This is a genomic window from Aquiflexum gelatinilyticum (genome assembly GCF_024813435.1).
GTDB lineage: Bacteria > Bacteroidota > Bacteroidia > Cytophagales > Cyclobacteriaceae > Cognataquiflexum > Cognataquiflexum gelatinilyticum.
This window is the reverse complement of the sequence record NZ_JANAEZ010000004.1, coordinates 277645-293733: the sequence shown is the minus strand read 5'-3', so window position 1 is coordinate 293733 and position 16089 is coordinate 277645. Positions and strand designations below refer to the sequence as shown.

Below are 16089 nucleotides of genomic sequence, written 5' to 3'. Positions count from 1 at the left end.
GGAAATTTGAATATTCAATAAAAACAAAACAATAAAATTATGAGCGATCAAGAAATATATTCTATGCCAAGGATAGGGGACATGGCCCCTGATTTTTCGGCAATGACCACCACAGGTCCGATGAGATTTTCTGACTATATCAAAGGAAAATGGACGATTCTATTTTCACATCCTGCTGACTTCACCCCGGTGTGCACCACAGAGATGTCAGGTTTTGCGTTGGAAAAAAACTTCTTTGAAGAAAATGACACCAAGCTTGTTGGTCTGAGCATTGACTCTATTCACTCACATATTGCCTGGGTCAATAACGTAAGAAAAAATACCGGAGTGCTTTTCGAGTTTCCGATCATTGCTGATATTGACATGAAAGTGTCCAAATTATATGGTATGCTTCAACCCGGAGAAAGCGAAACTGCTGCCGTCAGGGCCGTGTTTTTCATTGATCCAAATGGTAAAATCCGTCTGATTATGTATTACCCATTGAATGTCGGACGAAATATGGACGAAATCAAAAGAGTATTGATTGCACTCCAAACTGCCGACAAGCACAAAGTTGCTATGCCTTTGGATTGGAGACCTGGACAAAAAGTAATCGTCCCACCACCAAAAACAGTCGCTGAAATGCAGGAGCGGGAGGCAAGCGATTACGAAATGGTAGACTTCTATCTGGCCAAAAAAAGTATTTAAATATCTTTACTACAAAAAAAGCTACCTGATAAGGGTAGCTTTTTTTATTTCTTATTAAGGGGCTGAAAGAAATTTTTTGTTTATGGTAATAACTCAAAATCAGTTGGTTTCAAATTGAATCAGGTTTTTGATTTCTTTCAAAGAGCCTCTTCTCAAAGGAATGGTGTAGTCTCCTATATGGATTTCTTTGGCGTTAAAAGACGTTACTTCCTTGTAATTGATTGTGTAAGATTTGTGAACGCGCACAAAAGTATCCTCTGGAAGATCTTGGATCATGTCTTTAAGTATATTTCTTGCTATATAAGACTTGGTTTTTGTCTGGATTTTGGTGTAAAGTCCATCAGCTTTGAAAAATAAAATTTCATCAAATTGAAGTGGAATGGTATTACCCTTGTCCCTTACTATAAACACATTCTTTTTGTTTCCGGTATTTATTTTTTCAGGTTGGATTTTTAGTCCAAGGTAAGCTGCGGATTGGAGTTCCTGCAAAGAAAATGGTTTCAGGATGTATCCCTCATATTCTGTGGTTGCAATCTTATCAAGAATAGATTTGTCAGAAAAAGCTGTCAGATAGACTACAGGGATGTTTTTTATTGCTTTTATCTTTCTGCATAATTCAACACCATCTATGGCCCCTTTGATCTGAATGTCCATAAATATCAGATCAACATGATGGTGTTTCAAAAATTCAATAACCTCTGGGCCATTGTCTAAAATACCCACAACATCATAGCCTATAAATTCAAGGATATCTTTGATATTCAACGCAAGTTCTTGTTCGTCTTCTACTATCAGTATTTTTTCCATGGGGTCCAATATATTATACCAAAATCTTTTGTTTTAATAAATCTAAACAAAAGGTTCTTTTATGTTAATTAAGTGGATTGAAATTAAAATATATTGAATTTTATTTACATTCTCACAATTATTGGGTTTATGAATAGAAGTGCAAATATCCTTGGTGCGATCGGAGAATCATATTATTTGTTGCAGTCCAATACAAATTTGAAGGAAGCAATTCCTTATATTCTTTATTTTTTGGGAAGTTCCTCCGAGGTGGATAGGATATACATATTTAAAAACCATTTTGGCGAAAATGGAGAAGCATTGTTCTCTTATAAGTTTGAATGGTGCGCTGAAGGGGTGGAGCCTCAGATAGATGCTGAGTTTCTCCAAAATGCCCCTTGGTCCATGTATCCGGAAACTGTAAACAAGTTGAGCAAGAATCAGGTGATCAATGAACTGGTAAAAGATACGGCAGATCCGGATTTTTATGAGGCGATGACCGAGCAGGGGATATTATCTTATCTGTTTGTTCCGATATTTTCGGGAGATTATTTTTGGGGATTTATCGGTTTTGATAACTGTAAATCCGAAGAGCTTTTCAGTACTGAACAGGCCTCTGCATTACATGCTTTCGCATCGACTTTGGGGAATACTTTTCTTGTCAGGAAGCAGCAAAAAAAAATACTTAAAAGCCAAAAGCATTATCGTTTTTTGGTAAACAACATCAATGATGTCGTTTTCAAGTATGATTTAAAAGGAAATCTTCATTTTCTGAACAGCACTTGGGAAAGGACCACCGGATTTAATATTGAAGAATCAATTGGAAAATCATTTTTTGATTTTGTAGAAGCACCATGTTCGGAAGCTTTGGAAAAAAAGATGGATCACATCGTATCCAAAAAAATCACAAAATTTGAAAAAGAACTTCAATTAAAAACTTCCAAAAAGGGCCCAATCTGGGTCAAAATGGAGGGAATTTTAATGTTGGATAGGAAAGGAAGTGCCGCTGGGGTTTTCGGTACACTGATTGACATTGACAAGGAAAAAAAGGGTTTGGAAGCGCTGATCGAAAGCGACAAGAGAAATCAGGCCATTATCAATACCGTTAAAGATGCGCTTTATACCTTTGATGCCTTTACAGGAAAATGCATATTTCTTTCTGACAACATAGTTCTACTTGGATTTGAAAAATCTCAATACATTAACGATAAGGATTTTCGTAAAAAGGCCATTCATCCCCATGACAAGGCCATGTTGGAAAAAGCCGATTCCAAACTTTTGAAGACCGGATCGCTGGATCTGATATACCGCATCATCAACAATCAAGGAGAACTTAAATGGGTACAGGAAAAATCCTGGATGGAAAAAGATGCCCATGGCAACAACCTTAGGATTCACGGGAGGTTTACTGATGTGACTGAGCTCAAAACGAAAGAACTCAAACTACAGAAAAGTGAAGAGAGATTCAGGACTATTACAGAAAACATTCCTTTTCCGCTGATTATCTGTTCTGTAGAAAACGGGAATATTTTTTACCTCAACAAAGATTTTCGTGACATATTGGGTTTTACCAGAAGTGATTCAATAATTGACCTTAATCTTGATGAGATTTTTGTCTTGCAGCACCAAAAGGTCCCTCTTTCAGAATATTTTTTACATTACGGAGATGTAAAGAACCTCGAAGTGAAACTAGAGTTTAAGGGAAGTAAAACGGAATTATGGTATAGCCTTTCTTCACAAAGGATTCCATTTAAGGGGGAGGAGGCTATGGTGGTGGTCTTGTTTGATATCAATGACAGAAAGAAGGCTGAAGAAAGTGCTTTTAGCCTCAATGAATTGCTAAAGGCCGTCAATGAAACCCAAATCAGCTTTTTCCTTCAGGAAGACTTTATATCTCCTCTAGAAACTTTGCTCGACAAGATGCTTCACCTTACAGATAGTAAGTTTGGATTTATTGGGGAGGTTCTTTATGATAGGCATAATCAGCCTTATCTGAAATCTCATACCCTTACAAATATTGCTTGGTCGGAGGAGACACAGCAATTCTACAAGCAAAATTACAGTACGGGATTAGAGTTTAGGAACTTGAATACGCTTTTTGGAGAATCGCTTCGAACCGGACAAATTGTAATAGCTAACAAAGCTTACGCAGATCCAAGGGCAGGGGGAACCCCCCATGGGCATCCAAGACTTGACAGATATCTTGGCATTCCGGTATATAAAGGGGAGGAATTTGTAGGATTGATGGGACTTGCAAACAAATCCCAAGATTATTTAATGTCGGATGTTGAATTTCTGGAGCCGCTGGTCTCAAGTTATGCAAACCTGATTCAGGCCATCAGGATCAATCGGAAAAAGAAGGAATCCGACAAAATGAGAAAACAGGCAGACGAAATGTACCGCCTACTCTCAGAAAACACGGGGGATATTATCGCTCTTCATGATCCGGAGATGGTGTTTCAGTACGTGTCTCCTTCTATAGAAAAAGTTTTAGGATATACGCCTTCTGAATTGGTCGGAAAAACGCCTGCGGATGCATTTAATGTCATTGATGTCAAAAACCAGATTGACAGTCAGACCAAAGTGGTATTGCCTCACAAACATAAAACCAATGGATCCTTAGTATTCCTTGAGGTGTTGCTCAAGCCTTTGAAGGATGAGGATGGCAAGACTTTTTCGATTCTTGCCACCTCTAGGGATGTGACAGAAAGGGAATTGGGAGTAAAGGAATTGAAAAAGGCGATTTTGAGGGAAAGGGAATTAAATCAGTTAAAATCACGATTTATTTCAATGACGTCTCATGAGTTCCGCACACCATTATCTACAATATTGAGTAGCACGGATTTGCTTTTGATGATGTCTCAAAAGGAAAATGGCATCATCTCCAAAAATCAGCTTGACGAGCACCTAAATAGGATTATCAACCAAATCAAGAGACTCAATAATGTGATCAACGATGTTTTGATCTTAGAAAAAAATGAGCATGAAAAAATTACCTATGTCTTGCAGCCAATGTATATCATCGGTTTTATTTCTTCATTGATTGCCGATTTCAATGACCAAAAGGATCCCTCAAAAGCGATTAAGCTATATTTTCCGGAAAAAGAAAAACTGATTTATTCAGATCCGGTTTGGCTCACACATGTTTTCAGAAACATAATCGAAAATGCCTTGAAGTATTCATTGCCTGAAAGTAAAGCTCCTGAGTTGACCCTTGAATACTTGGCTAAATCATTTGAAATTACAGTCAAAGATTATGGTATGGGGATTCCCAAAGAGGACCAAAAATACATTTTCAATTCATTTTTCAGGTCACGAAACGTCTCCAACATCAAGGGAACAGGACTTGGTTTAAATATTGTCAACGAATTTGTCAAAAAACTTGGAGGAAAAATCAAATTCAAAAGCGAACTCGGCGCTGGTTCTGAATTTATAGTCAAGCTTCCCTATAAATCATAGGTGATCTTTTCCTTTTGGCCATCAAAAGACAAAAGTCAAGAAGTTTTGAATTGCTCAAGTCTTTGGGTAGGATCAGATTGAAAGGGGATTCATTGTCGACCCTATAATCATTTTCAAAATCCGAGGTCATGGCCACTATAGGTATTCGGCTCCCTAAATAGCTGTTTTTTATTCTGTCAGCCATGTCTATACCTGATAGAGTAGGGAGTACGGTTTCAGTAACTATGATATCGAAATAGGTCGAGCCTATGGTATAAAACTTTACCAGACCCTCCCTGCCGTTTTCGGCTTCCACTACATCATGGCCGCATTCTGAAAAAAACCTGGACAATTCAGACCTCCCCAAACAGTCCTTATCAACAAGAAGAATATTCATACAAGTAAATTTTGAGAATTTAACTTGAAAACTGCCTATTTGGTGCCTCAGTGATATTTTTTGTAAATTAAATGCAGTTCAAAAATCAGGTCTTACTTTGAAAGATTTGAAAAAAATTTTTTGAAAGGCTTAGGGCCTGAATTAAGAGATGAAATCTTAACTGTTAATGAATAATGGGAAGAGGTCAATTATGGCAGGAATTTTTTTTTCCATAATATTTCCTTATAAAAATTAAAGTATTATAATAAAATATAAGATATAAACAATAAAATACCCTCAAATACAACCAATTCAATCAAATAATCACTTTAGTATTTGTAAAAAACATATGGTTAATTTTTTTGTACCCTTCATTGGTAAAAACAAACAAAACCAAGGGTGTATTTTGGAACCTAAAAGCCGATTTTTTGCCTTTTTTAGGTCCGAAAACTTCATATCATAAAATAATTTCCTGTTTTTGGTAAAAATTTTTTGACTGGTCTTTCCTGTTAAAAATCCGCTTTAAAATGCAGATATGTAATTTGAAGATGCAAAAATCCATACATTTAAAAAAGTATGTTTTCTATGAAATAATCTATAAAATCATAGGTAATCTATTTATTTTATTATAAAATGTTTTGTTTTTAATATTTGTATTTATATTGCATCACATTTATAACCAAAAACAATCTCGCAAGAATATATTTTTGGTAAAAAAGACTCTTCGGTTAAAGCATATTGAAAATTAGATTATCAGTCTCTGGAGGAATAGGAAACCAAGAAGTTCCTCCTTAGAAATTTCAAAAAGCAAATATTAATTACCCAGCGCCCTAGTTTCCGTTATTGCTTCTCTGAATACAAAATCACCTCATTTTTATTTGGGAAGGAATAAGAAATGTCACCCTGACAACAAAATCCTTTTATTCTGAGGCATTGACGTCAAATCAGTAGCCTGATTCAAGAAAATATTTCTTGTGCTCCTTTGGTATTTTGCCAATTGACGGAAGAGGTATGTTTTGGAAAAAAATGAAACTTAATATTAATAAATAGACTCTAAACATTGTTTTGATAAATGCAACCTGATAGTAACATATCGTTTTTTAACAGCGTACCGGCAGCAAAAATTTGCTGTCTGGTACTGCTTGCATTTATGCCTTTGATATCTTGGGGTCAGACTACATATACCTGGATTGGTGTTGATAATGGAGCTTGGACAAACAGATTTAACTGGTCGCCTACACGGACAACACCTGCAGCCACCGATATTCTTCAATTTAATTCAGGGGAGACACTTACCATTACAGCTGTACCGTCACAGACCATCAGGGGATTGATCGTTACCAATAATTCCAACATCACTTTAGCTTCTACAGTAAGCAATCAGAATTTTAATATAAACAACGGAACAGGTGTTGATTGGATCGTAGATTCCGGAGCTACACTTACCATTAGAGGGACAAGTAGACTCAGGATCACTTTGGCTGCAAGCGCTTCTGCCGTGATTGACGGAGAATTGGTTTTGGGCACAAACGGGAATATAAATACCGCCAATGCCGGAACTTTGGTCACAGTCAACGGAAAAATCACCAATACAGGTGGAAGTTTTACCAGTTCGGCTACAGCAAAAATCGTCTTTGGACCTAATTCTGAATACAACCATGCAAGAAATGGGACTGCCCTTCCTTTTGCAACCTGGAATCCAACTTCAACGACAAGAATGACAGGCATCACAGGCACAACAGTAGGAAGTACAAACCAAAATTTTGGAAACGTTATTTTTCAGTCCCCGGCACAAACTGTTAACATGTCTTTTCTTCCTCTGAGTATTGCCGGTGATTTGATTATCGACAACGGGACCTCTACCGGTCAGATCAGACAGACAACAAATGCCTTTACAGTAAATGGAAACTTTCTTTTTATCAATGGAAGATACGCAATTGGCAATGGTACTAGCTCAAATAGAAGTATAACTGTTCTTGGAAATGCGACTGTAGAAGCAGGTATTTTGAGTATGAGTATAAGCTCCAATGCTGTCGGTACTTTGAATATTGCAGGAGATTTCACACACTCTGGAGGTACAATTACCGAAACGAGTTCAGGTTCAGGTAGAATTATTTTTAACGGAGATTCAAGTAATCCCCAGACTTACACCTCAGGTGGGACCGTCACCAATGTGATCAACTATATTGTATCGACTGGGGCATTTGTCCAATCGGCCGATTCCAATACATCATTCCTTGGTGGCGGTACTTTTACCCTTCAGACAGGTGCCACTTTGGGTATCAAATCCCCTCAGGGAATCGCAACGACTGGAGCTACAGGATTGGTAAGGGTAACCGGAGCGAGGTCCTACAATACTGGTGCTGATTACATTTATAACGGAAACAGCAATCAGTCAACCGGCAATGGACTTCCTGCTACAGTCAACAACTTGACCATTGACAATGAAGGTACTTTGGGAAACCAAAATGTTACAATTTTTCAGAACACCTCAATCACCTCTAACCTTTCTGTTTTTCAGGGCGGATTGGATTTAGGTATTTTTTCAGCTTCAAGAGGTGCTGTTGGCGGAGTTTTGACCGTTGCAGATGGAGCCTATTTAGGCATCGGAGGTTCAAATTCACTTCCGGAAAATTTTTCTTCCCATGCGATAGGCTGCAACAGTACAATAGAATATTACGGAACTGACCAAACGGTTGCAAATATCAATAGCCCATCAGCATATGGGAAATTACTGCTCAGCGGGACAGGTATCAAATCCTTCCAAGTGGGCACCAATACAATCTGCTCTGATTTCGAAATTTTAGGAACGCCAACAGCGACGGCTGCTGAGGGAATCACTTTTAATGGAAATGTACAGATTGGGTTAGGAGCGACTTTTTTGGGAGGAGGATTTACCCACCAAGTGGCAGGCAACTGGAACGTGGAAGGCGTGTTTGTTCCTGAAAATGGACAGGTGGTTTTTGATGAAAATGCAACTGTGAATATTTCCGGAGGGGTTTTCAATAACCTGACCCTTTCAGGTCCCGGACTCAAGACAATAAATGGAAACATTGAGATTAACGGTTATTTTTTGGTAGAAGGCTTGGTGGATATTTCATCGCCTTCTACTGTGACCGTTAGGCCGTCTGCACAGATGGTAATAGAAAGCTCCTCAAATTTGACCACTACTGGTACGGCAAAAATTGTTTTGAACCCTGCAGCAGTTTATCTGAATCTTAGCGCACAAAATCCAAGACTGGAAGTGCAGCAAGAACTGACAGGGGATAAAGGATGGAGAATGATGGGTTCACCTGTTGGGACCACCTACGCTGATATTCTTGCCAATGCCGAAACCCAAGGTTTCCCGGGGGCAAACAATCCTGATCTTCAGCCTAACATTTTATGGGTGGATGAAACAGACCCTGGCACAAGTCTTCAGACTTGGAGGAAGCCTGCCCAAATCACTGATGCTGTTGTTTCGGGAAGAGGACATTATTTGTACGTTTTCAACGGCGCAGAAAAACCTGCAGGAGGAGGAAATTATTCAGATGGACTTCCTCTGACACTTTCAGGTACAGGAACAGAACCAAATCTCACTACAGGTACATTTGATTTTGGTGTCACTTTTACTTCCCGAGATACAAGTCTTATTGTCGATGGTGGGCAATTGACAGAAGTAAACGTTGCTGATGCAGGCTTTAACCTGATCGCCAATCCAACAGCAAGCATGATTGATTTCTATGCTCCTACAGGCTGGAACAAAACCAATATTGACAACACTATATATGTTTGGGATCCAACTTCCGGTTCATTTCTTACCCATAACGGGACACTCGGAACACTCGGAAATGGCCGAATAGCACCCTATCAGGCATTTTGGATCAGGACTAATGGTGCAAATCCCCAGCTCCAGCTTACAGGAAATGATGTGAAAACGATAGTGTCCAAAGAATTCTTTGGTAGAAAAACTGAGGAAGAACCATTTGCCATTCAGCTTGCTGTGACGGGAGAAGAAATGCAGGCGGAATCCTTTATCAGCTTTGGCAGAGAAGGAAAAGAGTCAAACGATCCTAAAGATGCCTATCAATTAGAGTCTTTGGCAGACGATTGGCTTTTCCTTTACACTTACGGCTCTTTGCGGACAAGCAATCCTTTGGTCATCAATAGCCTTCCGATGTTGGATGAGAGAGAAATGATCATACCTGTACACTTGGCTGCATCCAAGAATGGGAAATCATTTCAGGGATCTTTCCTGATGAACTGGTCTCTTCCAAATGAATGGCCTGCCGACAAAAGTATCATTCTGATGGATCATTTGAATAAAAAAGCCATCAATATGCAGGAAGAATCTGCATATACCTTCAGTTTTCAGGCACCTGAAGTCCCAAAGAAAAGGGCAAGGTTGTCTTCCAATGAATTTGAATTGCCAAATGCAATAGTGTTTAAATCACCCTATAAAACAGGAGAAAGCAATGCTAAAATCAACTCAACATCCCCTGAAAGACCTTTTACGATCTATATCGGCGGTGCATTCCAAGAGGACAAAATTGAATACCTACCGGATTTTCCGAAGTTATTTCCGGTAAGCCCAAATCCATTCATGGATTCTGCCAAGATCAGGTTTTTCTTACCCGAATCGACCAAAGCTGAGATCCTCATTTACGACCTGATGGGTCAAAAAGTAGGTGGATTTCCTGCTGCTGAATATGGAACAGGAATCCATGAATTGGAATGGATGCCGAATTCAACCAAGCTATCCACCGGAATGTATGTAGTCCAATTGGCCACTGAAAATTATCGATTTACCCAAAAACTGATTAAAAACTGAAATGATTAGATTCTTTACATTACTTCTTGTTTTCAGTTGTTTTTTGGTAAAAATATCCTTTGGACAAGCCAATGGAAGAGTGACTTCACTGAATGTAAGGGCAACGGCCACAGTGACCGACAACCTGAACATGCTTACCATCCGGAATATCGACCTCGTCAATCCTCCGGTAATGCAGGGTACATTGGAAGTATCTCCTATTACCAGTGAATTTGCAGGTATGTTCAAAATTATGGGAAGTCCTGGGGCAAGGGTAAGGATCACTTACCTTCAAAATGAAGTGATCCGAGAATATGAAGAAGGTATCGGTGAAGTTTCTGCCGAGTATATCCTGAGTGCTGCTTTCAATGATTTACAATTTCAAAGTGCACTTTTGGATGTCGGAGAGGGAGTTTTTCCTATTGGGCCTGATGGTGAACTGTATGTTTGGCTTGGTGCCAATCTGGATTTGACCAAAGCAACGCCGGGGGTTTATTTGTCAGAATTTATCATTGAATTGGAATATATATAAAGTGGTAAAAGTTCTTTCACATATTGTAGAATTCAGGACGCTCTTGGGCATATGTCTCTTCCTTTTGTCAGGGACAGGTTTTGCCCAAAGGATCAGTTTCAATACCTGGACCGGGAGTGATGATATCACGATACTTTCTCCTCAGGGATCGATGCCGACATTGGATTTTAACCAAAAGATGCGTGCATTGGTCCCCGGTACCGAAGCCGTAAACATTGGGCTTGTGGACAATCAGGCCGTGATCTATGAGATAGAAGCACCTGAAGGATTTGATTTGACTGTAGATGTCAGCGCCCCTTCGGCCTTTGTTCTCTCTGGAAATCCCACCGAGTCAATTCCATTTCTTCTCAAAGTAGCTTATAACAATATGGCTCCTACAGACGAATTGAGCGGTAAACTGAGTGCTGTGGAACTTCCCGCAGGCTTTTACAGCATTACTTTTCCTGTAAGTAGAAGAACTTCAGGAGCGCCCATTGCACCCCCTTCCCCTGAAGATGGGGCACTTACCAGACCAAAAGCAAAAGCTTACCTGTATTTGTATGGTACTTTGGGTCCGGTCGGGATGGTCCCGGCGGGGATTTATGAAGGGGAAATAAACATCAACGTATCCTTCACGAGCTATGATTAGGTTTTGTTTGATCATAATTGTGTCGGTACTGTTTTTTGGGAAAATCAGTACAGTGGAGGCTCAGATGGTCAATGTACGCCTGGTGCTACCTGCCGGCGTCAACTTTAACCCTAGAATCGTTGAAGCCAAACCCAAAGAAGGTGAAACAGGGCTCAGATGGGTGGAGATGGTAGTACAGGAAAATATCCATCTGATAGTAAGCCTGAAATCAGATGACACAGGCAAAGACATAACAGAAACGCTTTATGTGCTCAACAACGGAACGGCAGACTTTAGAACTGCAACAAAACATGAAGCCGGAGAAGCCAGCTTCCAATTCGATAACAGGGGCATGCTGATCCGAAATGCCAAACCCAAAGTCCAACAAATGAGGGCTTGGCTGGGAATACCTGTATTACCGGGAATTATAACTGCAATAGAATATCATTAAAACTTAAAATATACCATAAACCATTTAACTGAATCGCTTATGTAACATCCTTCTTAATCCCCCAATCCATAACTCATGGATACACTTGAAAAGCAAAAAAAAGTAAAAACAAATAGTAAAAACAAAAACAAAAAGTAAAACAAACTCTAACAAATTTTTAATTTTTAAAAACAACAACAAAATGAAAACAATTCTTAAATCACTCGTAATTGCAATTTTCTTTGTAGGCGTAGCATCTACTTCTTATGCACAAAAAGCTGCTACAGCTCCAGCTTCTGCCGAAATCCTTCAGGATTTGACCATTGTTTTGGATGGAACTTTGAATGCCATCAATTTCGGTAGGGTTTCCTCCACTACTCCCGGTACCATTGTTTTGGATGCCAATTCTGCCGCAAGTAATGTCAACACAGGTACTGTTACCAATGTGGCTCAGTTTGACCTTGGTGGTGCAAATGGTGGTGTTACCGTATTTTATGACCCAACTGTAACCCTGACTTCAGGTGGTGGTTTGACCATTGTTATGACTCCGGAAGTAATCGGTGATGCGGTGGAAACGAACAGAGCAACTGCGATTCCTGTAGCAAGTGGTTCTACTGTAACTTTGGCAGACAATGCTTTCTTCATCTGGGTAGGTGGATCAATTCCGGCTCTTACAGCTCAGGGCGTAGGTACCTACTCTGGTACTTTCAATATCAGTGCAGAATATAACTAGGATTCAACAATTCAAGTCGGCGGTTACCCCGCCGACTTTTATAACTCTTCAATTTTATGAAAAAGACAATCAAAGCTTTATCAGTAAGCTTATTCCTGTTTTTGGCTGTGCCTGCTATGGCGCAGATATCCATTGCACCGACTTCGGTTTTTTTGGATGAGAATGGCATTGCTTCCCTTTACATTACCAATCCTTCAGAGATTACCCAAGAAATCAACGTGAGCTTTATTTTCGGATATCCCGGCAGTGATGATCTTGGCAATTTGGTGATGGTCTACGGCGACAGTATCAAAGACAAGCAATATGGGCTTGGTGACAGATTAAGGGCATTTCCCAGGACTTTCGTCTTGGCACCACAGCAGCAGCAAACAGTAAGGTTACAGTTGAGACCTGACCGTTCCTTGCCTGCCGGTACTTATTTTACCAGAGTCAAAGTGACTTCCAACAATCAGGCGCAGGATGTAGATCAGGTTGTAGAATCAGAGGTTTCCACTCAGATCAATTTCAAATTTGACCAAGTGATTGCTGCTTTTTACAAAAACGGACAGACCTCAACCGGACTTGAAATCGGAGATGTGTCTACTTCCATGGCAGAAGGTAACTTAAGAGCAATCGCAGATTTTGTTACCACCGGCAATTCCCCCTTTCTAGGAAGTATATCCGCTACGTTGAGGGATGCATCAGACAAAGTAGTTTCCCAAAAAGAAGAAACAGTTGCGATGTATTTTTCGGGAAAGAAAGGGATCGATGTCAATATTCCCGAAGGTTTGGCCTCAGGAGAATACCAGCTTGAACTTCAATTTGAAACCAAAAGATCAGACATCCCTTCCTCGGATCTGGTGCAGAGTGCCCCTATAAGTAAAAGAATATTTGTCAGAATCCCATGATTTCGATTTGCCCTAAGGCAATTCGATTTCAGTTTAATGAAATATTTATCTCGCTTCTTTTTAATATAAAATTTTGGCTTACCAGTTTCCTTTTATTGAATCAAAAAAATTGAAGGGGGTTCTTTCGGTGCTTTTGATGGTAATTTTGGTTTTTTCGACCAAAAACCTACAGGCACAGCAAGAACCTGATGGCGAAGCCATGCTTACTTTTTCCTATCCCTCATTGGGACAGGCCTATTTGAATGTAGTATTTTTTGATAATGTGCCGTTTCTGCCTTTAGGCGAAGTGCTTAGCATGTTGTATATCGGCAACGAAAGGACAAGCAATGGAAAAGGCCTTCAAGGGACTTTTCCAAGCAAAAATGACAATTGGCTTATTGATCCTCTACTAGGCATGGTAACGATCAAAGGCAACAGAGAAACCCTTCCGGCCGATAAATTTTATATGGGCGGAATGGACATTTACCTTCACCCCGACTATTATTCTAGGATTTTTGGGCTGAATTTCTTGGTCAATTTCAATGCACTTTCACTAAGCCTCACCGCAGAATTTCCGCTTCCAATCGACGAAAGGCAGAAAAGGGAAGCTTTGAGAAAGAAACTTCAGCAATCCGCAGCCAATAAAGACTTATCAGATGCCCCGCTGCTTCATGGGAGAGACAGAAAATTGTTTGCTCCCGGAATGTTGGATTATAACCTCAATTACAATTATGGTGACGGAAGTCAAAACCTAGGGATTCTATTAAATGCTGGAATGGAATTTTTGGGAGGGGATCTCCAGGGATTGTATTCGGGAACTGTTCAGGAAGGAAGTCTTTTCTCTTCTTTTTCAGGGGCAAGGTGGCGTTATGTTTTACCGGGAGGTCTTTTGCCGGATAAGAATGCCGGTATGACGGGTATTTCTGTGGGACAGATCAATACCACAGGGCTAAACAATTCGGTCGGTATTTTAGGTGTTGGCATTACCAACAATCCGGTCATCCCAAGGATGAAACTTGACGTTTTTGTTATCGATGGCTACACAGAGCCGGATTCTGAAGTAGAACTTCTGATTGGCGGACAGTTGGTTGATTTTCTCAGAGCAGATGATGTAGGATATTACCGGTTCAATGCGCCTATTAGTTTTGGAGTTGTACGTCTTGCTATTAGGATCTATACCCCACAAGGTGAAGTCAAAATAGAGGAAAGACAACTGCAGATTCCTTTCACTTTTTTACCAAAAGGGTTTGTAACCTATAATTTACAGGCCGGATTGGCTGAAACAAGCCTTGATAGTTTGGATAAGGACCTCATCGGTCATGCGGACATTGCTTATGGAGTGACCAATGCACTGACAGTCAGGGCAGGTGTGGACAATGGTGCTGTATTTGGAAAGAATATGACTTATGGCGTTTTTGGTCTTTCTGCCAGAATACGGCAACAGTATCTTCTGAATGTGGATGTTTTGCCTGACAGGTATTACCAAGCTTCTGCATCGGTTTTTTATGCCAACAATACCAGTATCAATGCCCAGTTTACAGAATTTGTTCCGGAATCAGAATTCAACCTCGTAGGTCAGGTCCGAGAGGCAAACCTCAATGCATTTTTTCCTTTCAAAACCTTTGGGAGATTTTCCGGATTCAGGATCACCGGAGAAAGACAATGGTACGAAAGCGGTTTTAGGACCAACTACCAAACGGATTTCAATACCCAGATCGGTAGGGTAGTAGCCCGGGTCAACTATCGCGCTCGGATCAGCGGACTAAAAGATATCGGTACAGGGATCGAACCACCAAACCTGTACAATGCCATTGGCCAATTTACAGCTTCGGTGACTTATACCCTCAAGAGGGATCCAAGTGTCCCTGTTTTTGTTAGGGGGATGTTTTTCAGGGGACAATACAGGTATGATACTTATAATAAAACCCCGATTTCTTACAATCTCATGATGTCTCAGACCCTCTTCAAAATGGGTAGGCTTACCATGGGTTATGAAATGGATGCCATCAGGGAGAAAGGTCAGTTTCAGTTGGGATTCCTTTATGACTTCAGAGGCTTAAGGACTTCTACCCAGTTTTCAGCAAGCAGGAATAATTACTCAGCACAACAGGCTATCACAGGATCTCTGGGTATCGATCCTTCAGGATATATTTTGCCCGACAACAGAGACCAAGTTACCCGTTCAGGAGTTGCAGTACGTCTGTTTATTGACGCCAATGAAAACGGGGTCTTCGATCCGGGAGAGGTGGTAGTTCCTGCAAAAGCGGTGCGGTTGGACAGATCTGCAAACATGCTTTTAGGTTCTGACGGTATCCTGAGGATCACCCAATTGCAAGCATATTGGAAATACCAGATGGAAGTCGATATCCATGCATTGCCAAATCCTAACCTTGCCCCAAAGGTGAAGCGATTTACATTTGTGGCCGAGCCAAACAGGTATAGGAGTATTGATATTCCTTTGTACCAAACAGGAATTATTGAGGGATATGTAGTCGTAGACCACAATAGCAAAGAAGAAGGCCTGGGTGGATTAAGATTGATCCTGGAAAAACTGAATGATAGCGAACCGCTTCAGCTTTTGCGTACATTTACAGACGGTGGTTTCTATGTTTTTGGTCTGATGCCGGGTAAATATAGACTTTATGCAGATCCTAAGCAGTTGGAGTTTATGAATGTGACCTCCGAACCTGGAATCCTTGAATTTGAGGTAAAGGCCTTAGCTGATGGGGATTACCTTGAGAATTTGAATTTTAAGCTGAGGTATAAGAAGGAGTGAAGTGGAGTGGGTGTTTTTTGATAAGTTTATTATTGCCTAGGAAATTGTCAGATGACCGATGTCCGATGT

General features: G+C 40.2%; 11 protein-coding genes. 9 read left to right on the top strand and 2 right to left on the bottom strand.

Annotated elements, in window-relative coordinates; genetic code table 11:
* Positions 1-39 precede the first annotated feature (39 nt).
* Positions 40-687: a peroxiredoxin gene (locus NK987_RS11655; RefSeq protein WP_259263976.1), complete on the top strand. Its 648-nt coding sequence runs from the start codon at positions 40-42 to the stop codon at positions 685-687.
* 99 nt (positions 688-786) lie between these two features.
* On the opposite strand, the gene NK987_RS11650 is transcribed toward NK987_RS11655, so the two are convergent.
* On the bottom strand, positions 787-1494 hold the full coding sequence (locus tag NK987_RS11650; RefSeq protein WP_258424254.1) for a LytR/AlgR family response regulator transcription factor: 708 nt from the start codon (positions 1492-1494) through the stop codon (positions 787-789).
* A 129-nt stretch (positions 1495-1623) separates the two neighbouring features.
* On the opposite strand from NK987_RS11650, the gene NK987_RS11645 reads away from it, so the two are divergent.
* Complete coding sequence (locus tag NK987_RS11645; RefSeq protein ID WP_259263975.1) at positions 1624-4932, top strand: PAS domain S-box protein; 3309 nt, start codon at positions 1624-1626, stop codon at positions 4930-4932.
* Here the strand turns inward: NK987_RS11645 and NK987_RS11640 are convergent.
* Complete coding sequence (locus NK987_RS11640; protein WP_259263974.1) at positions 4910-5308, bottom strand: response regulator; 399 nt, start codon at positions 5306-5308, stop codon at positions 4910-4912. The genes NK987_RS11645 and NK987_RS11640 overlap by 23 nt on opposite strands.
* Before the next feature lie 1051 nt (positions 5309-6359).
* On the opposite strand from NK987_RS11640, the gene NK987_RS11635 reads away from it, so the two are divergent.
* The 7 genes from NK987_RS11635 (at position 6360) to NK987_RS11605 (ending at position 16020) form a co-directional block, all read left to right on the top strand.
* Positions 6360-10097: a T9SS type A sorting domain-containing protein gene (locus NK987_RS11635; protein WP_259263973.1), complete on the top strand. Its 3738-nt coding sequence runs from the start codon at positions 6360-6362 to the stop codon at positions 10095-10097.
* Between the two features lies 1 nt (position 10098).
* On the top strand, positions 10099-10608 hold the full coding sequence (locus NK987_RS11630) for a hypothetical protein (protein WP_258424258.1): 510 nt from the start codon (positions 10099-10101) through the stop codon (positions 10606-10608).
* On the top strand, positions 10589-11236 hold the full coding sequence (locus NK987_RS11625) for a hypothetical protein (protein ID WP_259263972.1): 648 nt from the start codon (positions 10589-10591) through the stop codon (positions 11234-11236). The genes NK987_RS11630 and NK987_RS11625 overlap by 20 nt, the downstream gene beginning before the upstream one ends.
* Positions 11229-11666 (top strand): hypothetical protein, encoded by a 438-nt coding sequence (locus NK987_RS11620; RefSeq protein WP_259263971.1) that lies wholly within the window; start codon positions 11229-11231, stop codon positions 11664-11666. The genes NK987_RS11625 and NK987_RS11620 overlap by 8 nt, the downstream gene beginning before the upstream one ends.
* A 181-nt stretch (positions 11667-11847) precedes the next feature.
* A complete protein-coding gene (locus tag NK987_RS11615; RefSeq protein WP_259263970.1) occupies positions 11848-12378 on the top strand; it encodes a DUF4402 domain-containing protein in 531 nt (176 codons plus the stop codon).
* 56 nt (positions 12379-12434) lie between these two features.
* Positions 12435-13265: a fimbrial biogenesis chaperone gene (locus NK987_RS11610; RefSeq protein ID WP_258424262.1), complete on the top strand. Its 831-nt coding sequence runs from the start codon at positions 12435-12437 to the stop codon at positions 13263-13265.
* A 73-nt stretch (positions 13266-13338) separates the two neighbouring features.
* Complete coding sequence (locus tag NK987_RS11605) at positions 13339-16020, top strand: hypothetical protein (RefSeq protein WP_259263969.1); 2682 nt, start codon at positions 13339-13341, stop codon at positions 16018-16020.
* Positions 16021-16089 lie beyond the last annotated feature (69 nt).